This window comes from Streptomyces sp. NPDC026394 (genome assembly GCF_055567735.1).
On the sequence record NZ_JBVHPX010000008.1, the window covers coordinates 120196 to 135080 of the forward strand.

At 73.9% G+C, this 14885-nt stretch carries 12 protein-coding genes; 5 read left to right on the forward strand and 7 right to left on the reverse strand.

Features of this window, described 5'->3' with window-relative positions:
• Nucleotides 1–23 precede the first annotated feature (23 nt).
• Entirely contained in the window at nt 24–590 is a 567-nt protein-coding gene (locus ACZ4QV_RS20520) for a DUF2690 domain-containing protein (protein ID WP_361589013.1), read from the reverse strand.
• Nucleotides 591–960: 370 nt separating this feature from the next.
• Here ACZ4QV_RS20520 and ACZ4QV_RS20525 point away from each other — a divergent pair, with 370 nt between their 5' ends.
• Nucleotides 961–1203 carry a hypothetical protein gene (locus tag ACZ4QV_RS20525; RefSeq protein ID WP_361150686.1) on the forward strand — a complete coding sequence of 81 codons (243 nt, stop codon included), beginning with the start codon at nt 961–963 and terminating at the stop codon, nt 1201–1203.
• Between the two features lie 71 nt (nt 1204–1274).
• On the opposite strand, the gene ACZ4QV_RS20530 is transcribed toward ACZ4QV_RS20525, so the two are convergent.
• Both ACZ4QV_RS20530 and ACZ4QV_RS20535 read right to left on the reverse strand, forming a co-directional pair.
• Entirely contained in the window at nt 1275–2540 is a 1266-nt protein-coding gene (locus ACZ4QV_RS20530; RefSeq protein ID WP_361589010.1) for a cation:proton antiporter, read from the reverse strand.
• A gap of 2 nt (nt 2541–2542) precedes the next feature.
• A complete protein-coding gene (locus ACZ4QV_RS20535; protein ID WP_361589008.1) occupies nt 2543–3013 on the reverse strand; it encodes a cation:proton antiporter regulatory subunit in 471 nt (156 codons plus the stop codon).
• A 278-nt stretch (nt 3014–3291) separates the two neighbouring features.
• Between ACZ4QV_RS20535 and fes the strand changes: the two genes are divergently transcribed.
• Complete coding sequence (gene fes / locus ACZ4QV_RS20540) at nt 3292–4602, forward strand: enterochelin esterase (RefSeq protein ID WP_361150680.1); 1311 nt, start codon at nt 3292–3294, stop codon at nt 4600–4602.
• A gap of 127 nt (nt 4603–4729) precedes the next feature.
• Here the strand turns inward: fes and ACZ4QV_RS20545 are convergent, their stop codons facing one another.
• The 4 genes from ACZ4QV_RS20545 to ACZ4QV_RS20560 all read right to left on the reverse strand — a co-directional run bounded on the left by ACZ4QV_RS20545 (nt 4730) and on the right by ACZ4QV_RS20560 (nt 11339).
• A complete protein-coding gene (locus ACZ4QV_RS20545; protein WP_361150677.1) occupies nt 4730–5815 on the reverse strand; it encodes a YncE family protein in 1086 nt (361 codons plus the stop codon).
• 179 nt (nt 5816–5994) lie between these two features.
• The gene (locus ACZ4QV_RS20550) at nt 5995–9939 is read right to left on the reverse strand and encodes an amino acid adenylation domain-containing protein (RefSeq protein ID WP_361588685.1); all 3945 of its coding nucleotides are present in this window, start codon (nt 9937–9939) and stop codon (nt 5995–5997) included.
• Complete coding sequence (locus ACZ4QV_RS20555) at nt 9936–10166, reverse strand: phosphopantetheine-binding protein (RefSeq protein ID WP_030018483.1); 231 nt, start codon at nt 10164–10166, stop codon at nt 9936–9938. Before ACZ4QV_RS20555 ends, ACZ4QV_RS20550 begins: the two co-directional genes overlap by 4 nt.
• A gap of 198 nt (nt 10167–10364) precedes the next feature.
• Nucleotides 10365–11339 (reverse strand): ABC transporter substrate-binding protein, encoded by a 975-nt coding sequence (locus ACZ4QV_RS20560; RefSeq protein ID WP_467763205.1) that lies wholly within the window; start codon nt 11337–11339, stop codon nt 10365–10367.
• Nucleotides 11340–11481: 142 nt separating this feature from the next.
• Here ACZ4QV_RS20560 and ACZ4QV_RS20565 point away from each other — a divergent pair, with 142 nt between their 5' ends.
• From ACZ4QV_RS20565 to ACZ4QV_RS20575, 3 genes are all read left to right on the forward strand, one after another.
• Entirely contained in the window at nt 11482–12570 is a 1089-nt protein-coding gene (locus ACZ4QV_RS20565) for a FecCD family ABC transporter permease (RefSeq protein WP_361150670.1), read from the forward strand.
• Complete coding sequence (locus tag ACZ4QV_RS20570) at nt 12567–13721, forward strand: FecCD family ABC transporter permease (protein WP_467763206.1); 1155 nt, start codon at nt 12567–12569, stop codon at nt 13719–13721. The genes ACZ4QV_RS20565 and ACZ4QV_RS20570 overlap by 4 nt, the downstream gene beginning before the upstream one ends.
• 354 nt (nt 13722–14075) lie before the next feature.
• Nucleotides 14076–14807: an ANTAR domain-containing protein gene (locus tag ACZ4QV_RS20575; RefSeq protein ID WP_361588692.1), complete on the forward strand. Its 732-nt coding sequence runs from the start codon at nt 14076–14078 to the stop codon at nt 14805–14807.
• Nucleotides 14808–14885: the final 78 nt, after the last annotated feature.

Here is a 14885-nt window from a genome sequence, read left to right on the forward strand (position 1 = left end):
GGTGCCGCCGTCCGTGGACCGGCTCACTTCCAGGCGGTGGTGTCCGTCACGACGATGCAGTACTTGCGCCAACTCCCGGCGCGCTTCGCGGAGATGGTCGGCTCCGCGCAGGCCGTGGCCCGAAACGTTTCACCCACCGACGCCATCGGCGTGTACTGGTCCTTGCCGTATTCGACGACGGCACTGCGGGCCGAGCCGCCTTCCACCCTGACGGTCACCACGTCCCCCACTTCCGCACGGGTGATCCGCCCCCACACGGCACCGCAGCGCTTGCTGTGCCGCACGTGCAGCGAGACCGGGTTGTCCTTCGGCGGCAGCCAGGTGACCGCGTCGGCGGAGCACCCCTCCTTCTGCGGGTCCTTCCCGTCGCACCCGGCTCCCGGGCAGGGGGCCGGTGCCGGTGGCGGCGGGGAGAGCCAGTCCTGCAACGCCCCGGTCAGCAGGACCGGTACCACCCCGCCCACCACGGCCGCCGCGATCGCCACCAGGAGCGCGTGCGTACTGTGTTCACGCAGCCAGCGCCACGTCCGGCGCCACGGCGACCGGCTCTCCGTGCCGTCGCCCTCGGCCTCGACCTCGGAATCACTCACCCTGCCTCCCGGAGCCCTCCGCTGCCCCACCAGCATCGGCGGCCCTGCGGCAGGCCGTAAGAACGATTCACGCCCTCGTGCGAGCTGCGACTCGGTACCGGCGGGGCCAGGGTTCGGACGGTTGAAGAGCCGCCTCGCGCGGCGTCGAGGCCGCGCGGGGATGTTCACCGACGGCGCGCGCCGGGGGCGCGCTGTTTCCGATGTGCGCCAAGTGGCGGCGGCACGGCTCACTCGCGTCGTTTGCGACCTGCGAGAGGAAGGTAAAGATCAGGTATAGCAGCAGGTCAGATAGGGCTTGCCGAACGGCGCACGGGTGGCATCGGTGGTGTTCGGCCGGTGGGCCGGGAAACAGAGGCGAGGGGGAGAAATCATGTTCGACCTCAAGGCCGAGGCGGAAATGCGCCTGTTCTCGGAGAAGCTGGCCCGGGAACTCGCCGGGAGGCGCTCCGGCGCTCGGGAGGACGCGGGCGACCGCGCCACGGGAGAGCCTTCCGCGGCCGACCGGCAGCTTCCGACCCCGGCGGACGGGCCGGACGCCGCGGAGGCGTCGGGGGCGACGGATGCGGCAGAGGCGTCGGGTGCGACGGAGATACCGGGCCGCGCGAAGGCATAGGACGCGGCGGGCGCGAGCCGGTGTCCCTCCTGTCGGCCCGTCGGCCCGCCGGTCGGTGACCGGCCGTACGGTCACATGGCGCCCCGGGTCGGCCGCGGGTCGTCCGACGGAAGGCGCCTGATGACCCGTTCGTCCTCCGGCGGCGCCGTGGGCGGTGGGCCGGCCGGTGTCCGGCGGGAGCGGCGCAGCGCGGCCCGTAGGCGGTGGACGGCGGGGTCGGCCCAGCGGGCGGCGAGTGTGCCGAAGACGACCGTGAGCAATACGTAGGCCGTGGCGATGGGCCCGATGCGGGGTTCCGTCGCGGTGGCGAGTCCGGCGATGACGATGGAGAACTCACCGCGCGCCACCAGCGTGCCGCCCGCGCGGAGACGGCCGCGGGGTGCGATGCCGGCGCGGCGGGCCGCGTACCAGCCGGTGCGGATCTTCGTGGTGGTGGTGACGGCGGCGAGCAGCAGGGCGGGGAGCAGCACGGGAGGGATGGCGGCGGGGTCGGTGGACAGGCCGAAGAAGACGAAGAAGACCGCGGCGAACAGATCGCGCAGCGGGGTGAGGAGGGGTCGGGCGCCTTCGGCGACCTCGCCGGACAGGGCGATGCCGACGAGGAAGGCGCCGACGGCGGCGGAGACCTGCAGCCGCTGGGCGACTCCGGCGACGAGCACGGTCAGGCCCAGGACGACCAGCAGAAGCATCTCGGGGTTGCGGGAGGAGACCGCGCGGCTGATCAGCCGGCCGTGGTGCAGGGCGAGGTAGAGGACGGTGGCCGCGGTGGCGAGGGCGACGAGCAGGGTGATGCTGCCGCCGGCGAGTGACGCCCCGGCGAGCAGGACGGTGAGCAGCGGCAGATAGACGGCCATGGAGAGGTCTTCGAGGACCAGCAGGCCGAGGATGACCGGGGTTTCGCGGTTGCCGAGGCGGCCCAGGTCGGTGAGGACCTTGGCGACGACGCCGGAGGAGGAGATCCAGGTGATGCCCGCGAGGGCGACGGCGGCCACCGGGCCCCAGCCCAGCAGGATCGCCGCCCCCGCGCCGGGCAGTGCGTTCAGGGCGAAGTCGACGGCGCCTGAGGGGTACTGGGTCTTGAGGCTGGTGACGAGTTCGGAGGCGCTGTATTCCAGGCCGAGGAGGAGCAGGAGGAGGATGACGCCGATCTCGGCGCCGACCGCGGTGAAGCTCTCGCTGGCGTCCAGCGGCAGCACTCCGCCCTGCCCGAAGGCGAGTCCGGCCAGCAGGTACAGGGGTATGGGGGACAGTCCGATGCGGCCCGCGAAGCGCCCGATGAGGCCGAGGGCGAGGATGAGGGCGCCCAGTTCGATCAGCAGCGCGCTGGTGTCGTGCACGGTCAGCCTCCGGCGATGATCGCGGCCAGGGTGTCGACGCCTTCGCGGGTACCGACCGCGATGAGGGTGTCGCCGATGGCGAGCCGGAAGTCGGGGCCGGGGGCGGGGTGGGCGCTGGTGCGGCGCAGGACGGCGACGATCGAGGCTCCGGTGCGGGTGCGGGCCCGGGTGTGCCCCAGCGGGCGTCCGCCGTACGGCGAGCGGGCGTCGAGCGGGAGGTGTCCGGTGACCAGGTCGAGCCCGTCGGTGGGCACCGCGTCCAGCGGGGAGGGGGCGACGAGGCGGGCCAGTTCGGTGGCTTCGTCCGGTTCGAGCGGGACGGATTCCTGGCAGGCGTCCGGGTCGTCCGCCGAGTAGAACCCCAGGAAGCGGCGCCCGTCCTGGTGGACGACGACGGACAGGCGCCGTCCGCCGCGCGTGGTGAGGTCGTACCGGGTGCCGACTCCCGGCAGTGCGGTGCGTCGGGTGCTCATGGCTGCCTCCCGCGTGCGTGCCCCGGCGGCCGGTGCCCGCACCGCACGGGATCTCCTTCACACCATCATTACAGAGGCGGCAGCACGGCCAGGGGCGCCGTCGGGCCTGGTCGCGCCCGGTCGGGCGCCCGCGCCACGACGGCGAGCCGCACGAGTCGTAAGGTAAGGGTGCCCTTACCCACAGGCCGGCTCCCTTCCCGCTCCGAGTCCGCTCCTCTCCCGCTCCGATCCCGCTCCGCCCGCCCCTCCCCCGCGCCACCGACACGGAGACCGCTTCGATGACCGTCACCGCCCCGCCGCCCTCCGACACCCCCCGGCACCCGCCCCGGATACCGCGTCCCTCCCCCGTACCGCGCGTCACCGACGAGCGCGTCGTCCGCCGGGCGGCCGAGTTGTCCGGGGCGGAGTTCTGGCGGACGGTGGAGCGCGAGGGTACGCCGCTGACCGGTCCGGACCCGTACGGCGCGGCGGACCACGCGCTGGTGACGTTCCTGTGGCGCGGCTCCCCCGCCACCCGCGCGGTCCTGGTGTCGCCCAACAAGCTCGCCGATCCGCGCGACCCGGCCGGCAACCTCATGGAACGCGTCCCCGGTACGGACGTGTGGCACTGGTCGGTCCGGATGCGCCGGGACTGGCACGCCACGTACACGCTGTGTGTGGACGAGGGCGACGGCCCGGCCGACGACGCCGCGTACTGGCCGTGGCTGCGTACACAGCAGCGCACCGACCCGTTCAACCAGCGCGCCATCGCGAGCCGGTGGGGCGACACCCCGGTCTCCTGCGTCGCGCTGTCCGGTGCGCCGCAGGATGAAGTGTGGCGGGAGCGGCCCGGCGTGCCCCGCGGCACCGTCTCCGTCCACACCGTACGCAGCGCGCTGCTCGGCAACGAGCGCCGGGTCTGGCGGTACGCGCCCCCAAGCGCCACGGGCCGCGCGGGCGGAGCGGGCGGCACGGAACCTGGTGCGGGGCTCCCCGTCCTCGTCCTCCTGGACGGGGAGATGTGGCAGCCGGGACTGGGTGTGGCCACGCTGCTGGACAACCTCATCGCGGATGGCCGCATCCCCCCGCTGGCCGCGCTGATGCCGGAGTCGCTGGGCGCGGACACCCGTTGGGCCGAGATGACGTGCGACCCGCGGTTCACCGGCTTCCTCGCGGACGAGCTGCTGCCCTGGGCGAGCGCGGACCTGCCGCTCACCGCCGATCCCGCCCGTACCGTCGTGGCGGGCCAGAGCCTGGGCGGCCTGACCGCCGCGTACGCCGCGGTGTCCGCGCCCGGCCGGTTCGGCTGCGTGCTGGCGCAGTCCGGCTCCTTCTGGTGGCCGAACGGTCCGGGCGCGCAGTGGCTGACCGAACGGATCGCGGAATCCCCGCGGCTGCCGGTGCGGTTCCGGTTGTCGGCGGGCGAGCAGGAGTGGGTCGCGCTGCCCGCGAACCGCCGGCTGCGCGACACCCTGACGGCGAAGGGGTACGACGACGCGGTCTACCGCGAGTTCAACGGCGGCCACGACTACCTGTGCTGGCGGACCGAACTGGCCGACGGGCTGTGCGACCTCCTCGGCCCAGGGTCGGCCGGGCCCGCGACCAGCTGACGCGCCACCGGGCCCGCAGCCGACCGACGCCCCGGGCCCGGCCGCTGGAGTGCGGCCGGGCCCGGGGCGCGACGGCGCCGTCGAGGACGGTCCCGCCGCACCGGGAGTGAGTGCGGCGGGTCCGGCCTCAGTGGGAGCGCGTGAGGCTGATGCGGTGAACCGAGTCGATCCGGTCGGCACCGGCGGCGGACTTGTCGACGACGTAGGCCGTGCCGCGGCGGACCGTGACGTGGTTCGGGTTGGGGCCGGTGGCCAGGTCGGCCAGGACGGTGCCCTTCTTCGGGTCCACGACGGTGGTGGTGCCACTGCCCCGGTTGGCGACGAAGACCCGGCCGGAGCGGTGGTCGGCGGCCACGGAGATCGCGCCCGCGCCGGTGGTGACCGTCCGGGTGACGGCACCCTTGCGCAGGTCGACGACCGAGAGCGTGCCCGCGGCCTGGTTGGCCGTGTAGGCGGTGCGGCCGTCGGCGGACAGCTCGATGCCGACGGGGGCGTCGCCGGTGGGGATGAAGCGCGGCTCGGCCTTGTACGGGCTGACCGCGATGATCCGGTCGTTGGTCAGGTCGGTGGCGTAGGCGGTGCCGGTGCGGGTGTCCACGGCGAGTCCGGCGGGGCCCGCGCCCTCCACCTTGACGCGCTTCTTCTCCTTGAAGGTGCGGGTGTCGAAGGCGACGACCGAGCCGTCGCCGAAGCCGCTGGCCCAGGCGAGGTCGTGGCGCTTGTCGACGACGACCTCGCGGGCGTGGGCGACGCCGGGCAAGGTGGCGAGGTGCTTGCCGGTGCGCTGGTTGTAGACGGCCACCGAGTTGTTACGGGTGTTGGTGGTCCACACGGTGTCGTGCTCGTCGTCCACGGCGACGCCGTAGACCGCCTCGACCGCGCCGGTCGCCTGGTCGGTGACCGGCGGGGTGTACGCGTCCTTGGTCTTGAGCGTCTTCGGGTCGACCTTCAGCAGTCTGGACTGGGTGACCGGCGGCCGGCCGACGGCCGTGGTGGTCCACAGGACGTGGTGGCGCTCGGAGTAGGCGGACTGGTAGAGCCCGGTGGCCAGTTGCGCGGTGTCCACCCGGTACGACGCCCGGTGCGCGGGCCGGTCGTGCGCGACGGCGGTGCCGCTCACCGCCAGGACACTGCCCGCGGCGACGGCGAGGGCGGTGGCGTTGCGGACGAGGCGGCGGGCGGCGGTGCGGGGCTGCGTCTTGGGGGCGCTCATGGTCTGGACTCCTCCTGAAGAGGCGGGCGGGGCAGGGAAGTCGGGAGTGATCCACCCGACACGGTCAAAGGTTAGCTTAGCCTTACCTAAGTTGCACTCCATCGGCGGGACCGCCCGGGACCGGAGCGAGCCGGGTACACCGCGACGGCGCACCCGACTCGCCCGGCCGGGCGGCCCGTTCAGGCGTCCAGCGCGGCCAGACGTGCCGCGACCACCGCAGCGATCCCGTCCATCCAGCGCGGCTGCGTCATCTGCGGGTGCAGACAGTCCACGTCGTGGTTGTCCAGTCCGCCCCGGATGTACGGCGTCCAGGCGTCCCGCGTCAGCCAGTCCTCGGCGCGCGGGGCGGCGGCGGTGAAGAACAGCGCGTCGCCGGTGAACACCCGGTGCTGGTGTTCCCGCATGAGACGGGCGTTGTTGACGACGATGTCGACGACGGCGGACAGCGTACGGTCGGACAGCCCGGCCAGCGCGCTGCCCTCACGGCGCAGCGTCTCCAGGACGTCCTCGCGGGTCAGCTCGTCCGTCCGCTCGAACCCCGCCATCCGCAGCAGAGCGGTCAGCGCGTCGGTCTCCTTGGGAACGGCCTGGTCGCGCCACTGGTCGGAGGGGTAGGCGTCCAGCAGGGCGAGGAAGTCGACGCGCTCTCCCGCCTCTTGGAGCTGCACGGCCACGGTGTGGGCGAGGACGCCGCCCACGGACCAGCCGAGCAGCCGGTACGGGCCGTGCGGCCGCACGGTACGCACCTGCCGTACGTAGTCCGCGGCCATCTCCTCCATCGTCGCCGGAAGCGGCTCGTCCCGGGCCAGGCCGCGCGCCTGGAGGCCGTACACCGGTTGCGCCGGGTCGAGCCGGGAGAGCAGGCCCGAGTAGCACCAGCCGATGCCGCCCGCCGGGTGCAGGACGAACAGCGGCACTCGGTCGCCTGCCGGGCGCAGCGGCAGCAGGACGTCCAGCGCGTCGCCGCCCGCCCCGTCGCCGTCCAGGCGGGCAGCGAGCGCGGCCGGGGTGCGGTCCTGGAAGAGGGCGCCGATGGCCAGGCTGGTGCCGAGCGTGTCCCGTACCCGTGCCATCAGGCGGGCGGCCAGCAGGGAGGTGCCGCCCAGGTCGAAGAACGCGTCGTCCACGCCGACCCTGGGCAGGCCCAGCACTTCGGCGAACAGCCGGGTGAGGGTCTCCTCCCGGTGGGTGCGCGGGGCCCGGCCGGGTCCGGCCTCGAAGGAGGGGGCCGGGAGCTGTTTGCGGTCCAGCTTGCCGTTGGGGCTGAGCGGGAACGCGTCCAGGGCGACCACACTGGTGGGCACCATGTGCTCCGGCAGGGTGCGGGCGAGCGCGGCGCGCAGGTCCTCCGGGTCGGGCGGGATCTCGCCGTCGCGGTGCTCGTACGTGACGTACCCGGTCAGCCGCTGGTCGCCCGGGCGGTCCTCACGTACCACCGCGCAGGCGGCGGCCACGGCGGGAAGGGCGGCCATGGCCTCCTCGATCTCGCCGAGTTCGACGCGCTGGCCGCGCAGTTTGACCTGGTGGTCGGTGCGGCCGAGGTAGAGCAGTTCGCCGCGGTCGGTCCAGCGGGCGAGGTCGCCGGTGCGGTACATCCGGCCGCCGTCGGGCCCGAACGGATCGTCGACGAAGCGGGTCGCCGTCAGGCCGGGCCGTCCCAGGTACCCGTCGGCGAGCTGGGTGCCCGCGAGGTACAGCTCGCCGGGCACGCCGGGCGGGCAGGGCTGGAGGGCCGCGTCCAGGACGTACAGGCGGGTGTTCCAGACCGGCGCCCCGATGGGCACCGGTCCCTCGCCGTCGGATGCGCAGGCGTGGTACGTGACGTCGACGGCTGCCTCGGTGGGGCCGTACAGGTTGTGCAGTTCCACGTCCGGCAGGGCCCGCGCGAACTCCCGTGCCGTCTCGCGCGGCAGCGCCTCGCCGCTGCAGAACACCCGGCGCAGCCCGGTGCAGTTCACCGTGTCCGGCTCGGCCAGGAACATCTGGAGCATGGAGGGCACGAAGTGGCAGGTGGTGACGGCCTGTTCGCGGATGACGCGGGCCAGGTACGCGGGGTCCCGGTGGCCGCCGGCCTCGGCGACCACCAGCGTGGCGCCCTGGCGCAGCGGCCAGAAGAACTCCCACACGGACACGTCGAAGCCGGAGGGCGTCTTCTGGAGCACCCGGTCGCCCGGTTCCAGGCCGTACTGCCCCTGCATCCAGCGCAGCCGGTTGTCGATGGCCCGGTGGCTGACCACGACGCCCTTGGGGCGGCCGGTGGAACCGGAGGTGTAGATGACGTACGCGGGGTGGTCCGGGGTGAGCGGACGCGGCGGAACGGTGCCGGAGTACGCGTCCAGGTCGAGCCCCTCCAGAACGACCACGGGCGGCTGCCCGCCGCCGGGTACGCGGCCGTCCCGGTCGGTGACCACGCACACGGGCCGCGCGTCGTCGAGCATGTACGCGAGCCGGTCGGCGGGGTAGTCGGGGTCCAGCGGCAGGTAGGCGCCGCCCGCCTTGAGGACGGCCAGCAGGGTGAGGACCAGGTCGGCGGAGCGCGGTACGGCGACGGCGGCCAGGGTGCCGGGCCGCACGCCCAGGGACGCCAGATGCCGGGCCAGCCGGTTGGCGCGGGCGTCGAGTTCGGCGTACGTCCAGGAGGTGTCTCCGAAGACCAGCGCGGTGGCGCCGGGGGTGCGGGCGGCCTGGGCCTCGATGGGGCCGATGAGCGTGGTGGGCGGCAGGGCGCGGGCCGTGGCGTTGAACTGGTCCAGCACCAGGGACCGTTCGGCCGCCGTGGCGATGCCGTGCTCGCCCTGGGGGGCGTGCGGGTCGGCGTGCGCGAGGCGGGACAGCAGGTCCAGGAACCGTTCCAGGTGGTGGCCGAGGTCCGTCTCCTCGTACAGCGCGGGGTTGGCGTCGTAGTCGAGGCGGAGGCCGCGGCCGTCGGCGCGGTCGTAGACGTTGACGGTCAGCTCGTCGACCGGGCCGGTGGAGAGGTTGTGCGCGGTGGCCGGGGCACCGGCGAAGTCCAGGCCGTAGTCGAAGGGCATGACGTTGACCAGTGGCCCGACCAGCGCCCGGTCGGCGCCGAGCAGGCCCAGGTCGCGGCGGATGTCCTCGTAGCGGTAGCGCTGGTGGCGGCGGGCCGCGCGGATGCCGAGGACGACCTGGCGGGTCAGTTCGGCGAAGGTGGCGCGCGGGCCGGCGGTCAGCCGCAGCGGCAGGACGTTCATGACCATGCCGGGGACGCGCAGCGCCACCGAGCCCATCCGGCCCATCATCGGCAGCCCGAGGACGACCTCTTCGGCGCCGGTGGCCCGGGACAGGTACAGCGCCTGGGCGGCGATCAGCACGTCGGGCCAGGTGGCGCGGACCGAGGAGGCCAGTTCCTTGAGCCGTTCGGTGGCCTCGGGCCCCAGGTACGCGGTGCGGCGCAGATGCGTACGGGAGGGCAGGGCGGTGCGCCCGGCCAGGTTGACGGCCTCGGGCCGGTCCGCGAACGCCTCGTTCCAGTGCTGCCGGTCGGCCTCGTACGCGTCCGAGGCGCGGTACGCGGCGTCGTCGTCGACCAGGTCGGTGAGCCGTCCGAAGGGGGCGGGGCCCACGGGTTCGCCGGTCGCGAGCGCCGTGTAGACCTCGGCGGTGCGGCGGGCCAGCAGCGAGTAGCCGAAGCCGTCCATGACGACGTGGTGGACGCGCTGGTACCACAGCCAGCGGGTGTCACCGACCCGGAACAGCGCGTGCGCGAACAGCGGTCCGGCGGCCAGATCGAACGGTTCGGCCAGGTCGGCGCGCATCCAGGCGCGCGCCGCGCCGTCCGGGTCGGCCTCGGCGCGCAGGTCCGCCAGGTGCAGGGGCAGCGGTGCCGGGACGGTGGACAGCGGGAGCTGGCGGGGCCCTTCGGCGCTCTCGACGATCCGGACCCGCAGCGCGTCGGCCTCGGCGACCACCCGGTGCAGCGCGTCGGAGAACAGCGCCGGGTCCACCGGGCCGTGGATCTCCAGGTACTCGGCGGTGTTCTGCGCGGGGCTCGCCGGGTCCAGGGCCTGCGCGTACCACAAGCCGGTCTGGGCGGCCGTCAGCGGCAGGCCCTCGGCGGTGCCGCGCCGGGTGTCCGCTGCGGCGTCGAGCAGTGCCGTCATGAGTCGGCGCCCAGGATGCGGGCCCACGCCTCGATGGCGGGCTGCTCGGCGAGGTCCACGAACCCGGCCCGGGTGCCGTGATCGCGCCGCCATCGTTCCAGGAGCGCCATGATGCGGACCGAGTCCATGCCGTAGTCGACGAGGTTCTCGTCGACGGGGATGTCGGCCGGGTCCTCGCCCAGCACGTCGGCGACGTCCGCGCGCAGGTGGTCGATGGTCAGAGCCATGACAGGTGGTTCTCCTTGGGGGTGGGGCCGGTGGTAACTGAGGGCGTGCTGCCGGAGTGCCGGCGGGTGGCCGGGACGTGCGGGTACGGGCGGGGCGCTGCTCGTACGTACGGGTACGGACGGGTCGCTGCCCGCACGTACGGCCGCGGGCGGGCGCCGGGCCGGGCGGAGGGTGCCCGTCCGGCCGGGCGCCATGGGTCACTTGGCCATGGCCTTCTCGATGTCGTCCAGGACGGACAGGGCCGCCAGGCCGCCGCCGAGGCTGGTCCACTTGGAGCCGTCGATCTCGGTGGCGTGGCCCTCGCGGACCGCGCCGAGCTGACGGTAGGCGGGCTTGGTCTTCAGCTCGGCGAACAGGTCGGCGTCCTTGCCCTTGGCGGCGAGAGTACCGATGAACAGCCAGTCGCCGTCGATCTGCTGGATGTCCTCGTCACTGATCGGGGTGGAGTGGCCCTGGCCACGCTCGTTCTGGACGCCGGGCCGCTTGAAGCCGAGGTCCTTCAGGATGTCGCTGATGAACACGCCCTGCTGCATCACGGCGGTGCCCTTGGCGGAGTAGCGAGCCACCGAGACGGTGGCGCCGGCGCGCGGGCCGAGCTTCTTCTTCAGGGCGGCAACCTTGTTCTCGTAGCCGGTGAGGAAGGTCTTGGCCTCGTTCTGCTTGCCGAGGACCCGGCCGGTGAGGTCGAGCGCCTTCTTCCAGTCCTTGTCCTTGCCGATGGTGACGACGGTCGGTGCGACGGCCTTCAGCTGCTGGAGCACCTTCGGGTCGGCGAGCTGTCCGGCGAGGATGACGTCGGGCTTGGCGCGCAGCACCTTCTCGATGTCGGGGCCGGTGACGGCGCCGACGACCGGTATGTCCCCGGCCCGGCCGGCGAGGTATCCGGGGGCGCCCTTCTGGCCGCGGCCGGCGGTCAGACCGATCGGCTTCACCCCGAGGGCCAGCGCGGAGTCGAGGTCCATCTCGCTGAGCGCGACCACCTTGGCAAGCTTGGCGGGGACTTCGACCTCGGTGCCGGTGGCGTCGGTGACGGTGACCTTTCCGGCGCCGCCGGTCTTCGCCTGCCCGGAACCGGACTCGTCCCCTCCGCAGGCGGTGAGGGCCAGCGCCAGGGCGGTGGTGACGGCGGCCGCCGCGGTCCGGCGGACGCGCGGCAGGGTGTGGATGGACATGTCTGTGCTCTCCGAGTGGTGAAGTCCGGCGCCGGGACGGCGTTTGACGGAACAGCTGGTGCCGGGCATGCCGGGGAAACCCCGGTGTCCGGGCCTGTCGGGCGACGAAAGCCCCGGTCAAGCCTTAGGTTAGGCTAACCTTATGTTGGTTGCGCAAGAGGCCGGGCCCCCCGTGGGCGACACCCAGCCCCCTCCCTCACGGGCGTCCGGTCACCACCGGCGCATCCTGACCACCGCGGTCGCCCTGACCGTACTGCTGGCCGTCCTGGTGCTGCTGTCCCTGCTCATCGGCACCGGATCCAGCCCCGTCGCGCGCGCGTGGGACTTCCTCACGGGCGATCCGGCAGCCCGCGCCGATGCCCAACTCCGGCTCGCCGTCCTCGACGTACGGCTGCCGCGTACCCTGGCCGCCGTCCTCGTCGGTGTCTCCCTCGGCGCCGCGGGCTGTCTCCTCCAGGCCGTCACCCGCAACCCTTTGGCCGAAACCGGACTGCTCGGCGTGAACTCCGGCGCCGCGCTCGGCGTCGTCATCGGCCTCACCTACTTCGGGGTGGACTCCTCCTACGCCCTGCTCGGCTGGGCCCTCGTCGGCGGCACGGCCGCCAGCGCGGTGGTCCTGCTGCTGGCCGCCTCGGGCCGGGCCGCGGCGTCACCGCTGCGGCTGGTGCTCGCCGGTTCCGCGCTCGGCGCCACCTTCCACGGCATGACCTCGTACGTCCTGCTCAGCACCCAGTCCACCTTCGACACGTTCCGCTACTGGACCATCGGCTCCCTGGCGGGCATCAAGACCTCGGACACCTACCCGCTGATCCCGCTCGTCGCGGCCGGCCTGCTGATCGCCTTCGGCGCCGCCCGCCCGCTGGCCGCACTCGCGCTCGGCGACGACAGCGCGCGGTCCCTGGGGCACCGCCCCGGGCTGGTCCGCGTCGTCGTCGCCGGGGCGGTGACCCTGCTGGCCGGGTCGGCGGTGGCGATCGCCGGCCCCATCGCCTTCCTCGGCCTGCTGGCCCCGCACGCCGCCCGCGCCGTCACCGGTCCGCGGATCGCCGCCCAGCTCGCCCTGTCGGCACTGATCGCCGCCGACGTGATGATCGCGGCGGACATCTTCGCCCGAGTCGCCATCCGCCCCTGGGAGACCCCTGTGAGTGTGCTCCTCGCCTTCGTCGGCGGGCCGTTGCTGATCTGGATCGCCCGCTCCCGGCGGATGTCCACGGCGGGAGGGACGGCATGACGGAGCCCGCACACGAAGCGGCGAAGCCGGTTCATGAAGCGGCGGAACCGGCAGCGGGCGGGCGACAGGCCCCGGCCCCCGCCCCCTCTCCCACGCCCCCCACCGCCGACGTCACACCGCCCGACAGCCTCGTCCTGCGGACCGGCGCCTTCTCCTGGCTCTTCCCCCGCCGCGGCTCGCTGGTCGCCGTCGCGCTCGGCGCGCTGATCCTGGTCCTGGTCGCGCTGGGTACGTTCGCCAGCTCCACCGGTATGAGCCTGTCCGAGACGCTCTCCGGCCTGCTCGGCACGGGCGACTCCGCGACGGTGATGCTGGTCCAGGACTTCCGGCTGCCCCGGATCGCCGTCGGCGTCCTGGTCGGCGCGGCACTGGGCATCGCCGGCTGCCTCACCCAGACCCTCGCCGGCAACCGGCTGGCCACCCCCGACCTCATCGGCGTGAACGAGGGCGCCACCGCGGCCGTCGTCGCCTCCGTCGTCGGCTCGTCCACCGGCATGATCGGCGAGTGGTGGCTCGGGCCGGTCGGCGCGATGCTGGCCGCCGCGCTGGTGGTGCTGTGCGCGGGCGGCGCGGGCCATCGGGGCCACCGCGTCCTCGTCGTCGGCATCGGCGTCTCGACCGTCGTCGGGGCCGTCACCGACCTCGTCATGTCCCGCCAGAACGACAACACGGCCGGTGGCGTCTTCCTGTGGACGGTCGGCAGCCTCAGCGGGCGCGACTGGTCGGTGGGTACGCCGCTGCTGCTGATCCTCCTCGGGCTGCTCCCGTTCGCCCTCGCCGCCGGGAACCGGCTCCAGTTGCTGCGCTTCGACGACGACACCGCCGCCGGGCTCGGTGTACCCGTACGGCGGATCCGCGCGCTCGCCCTGGCACTCGCGGTGGTCCTCTCCGGCCTCGCCGCGGGCATCGGCGGTCCCATCGCCTTCGTCGCCCTCGCGGCGCCCGTACTGGCCGACCGCCTCGGCGGCCGGGCACGCGTACCGGTACTGGCCTCCGGCCTGGTGGGCGGCGCGCTGATCGCCGGCGCCGACGCGCTGGGCCGGGTGATCGCCCCCGTCGAGATTCCGGTGGGCGTGGTCACCAGCGTGCTCGGCGGCCCCTTCCTGCTGTGGGTCCTCTTCCGCCCGGACCGGGGCGCGGGCCGGCCGTAGAGGAGCGGGGCGCGCCGTGCGCGCGGCGCGGTGCCGGGCACGTACGGCGGCCGGTGCGGGGCGGGAGGTGGCTCCTCGTGTCACCAACGGCCCGCGGAAGCACCGGCTCTCCCTGTCCGCGCTCTTGCCGGAGCGCTACCGTGAAAGGCGCACCGTGAGGCCGTCCAGAGCCGGGTGGAACCGGCCGCCGTGGCGGCCCCGGACGGGTCAGGTGAGAGACGAGGCGCCGGCAATTCCTGTCAGCGGGCATCAGCGGTTCCGGAGACCGGACTTCCTTCTCCCACCGCCGCGGGGGTGCGCCCGGACCCCGCGCTCACGTCGTGGAGGCGGGAGCCTGCCGATCGGCGGCCATTCATGCCTGCGACCGAACGTGAGGCGCGCATCGCCGAAGCGGTGCGCGGCCTGGTACACCGCAGCGCGGACTTCGATCCGCTGGAGCTGCTGCACGACCTGACCGAACACGCCATGGCCCTGCTGCCGGTGGCCGGGGCCGGGGTCACCGTCCTCGACGACCTGGGGCGGGTGGAGTACGCCACCGCCTCCGACGAACGCTGCCGCCGGCTGGAAGAGGTCCAGATCGAACTGGACGAGGGGCCCTGCCTCGACGCCACCCGCGGCGGTACCGTCGTGGCTCCGGCTTCGCTGACCGGTCCGGCTGCGCTGCGCTGGCCCCGCTTCGCCCGCCGCGCGCGCCGGGTCGGCGTCACCGCGGTCGCCGCGGTCCCACTGCGCACCTCCGGCGCCACCGCCGGCGCCCTCAACCTGATGAGCGGGCCGGGACCGGAGCTGCCCACCGCCAACGACCTGCGCATCGCCCAGGCGCTGGCCGACGCCACCGCCGCCTGCTTCGGCCACCAGCACGATCTGCACGACCAAGCCGTCCTCATCCAGCAGTTGTCCACCGCGCTGGAGAGCCGTCTGGTGATCGAACAGGCCAAGGGGGTGCTGTCCGAACGGCTGCGGGTGAGTCTGGACGACGCCTTCGCACAGTTGCGCGCGCACGCCCGCGCGCGGCAGCTCAAACTCACCGTGCTGGCGGCGAGCGTCGCCCAGGGCTCGGTGCCCTCCGAACTGTCCGAGCCATGACATCGCGGCCGGACGGACCGCGCCCCGCGCGCACCGCCGACACCCGTCGCGTCGGCCACGCCCGTCACGAGAGGTGGA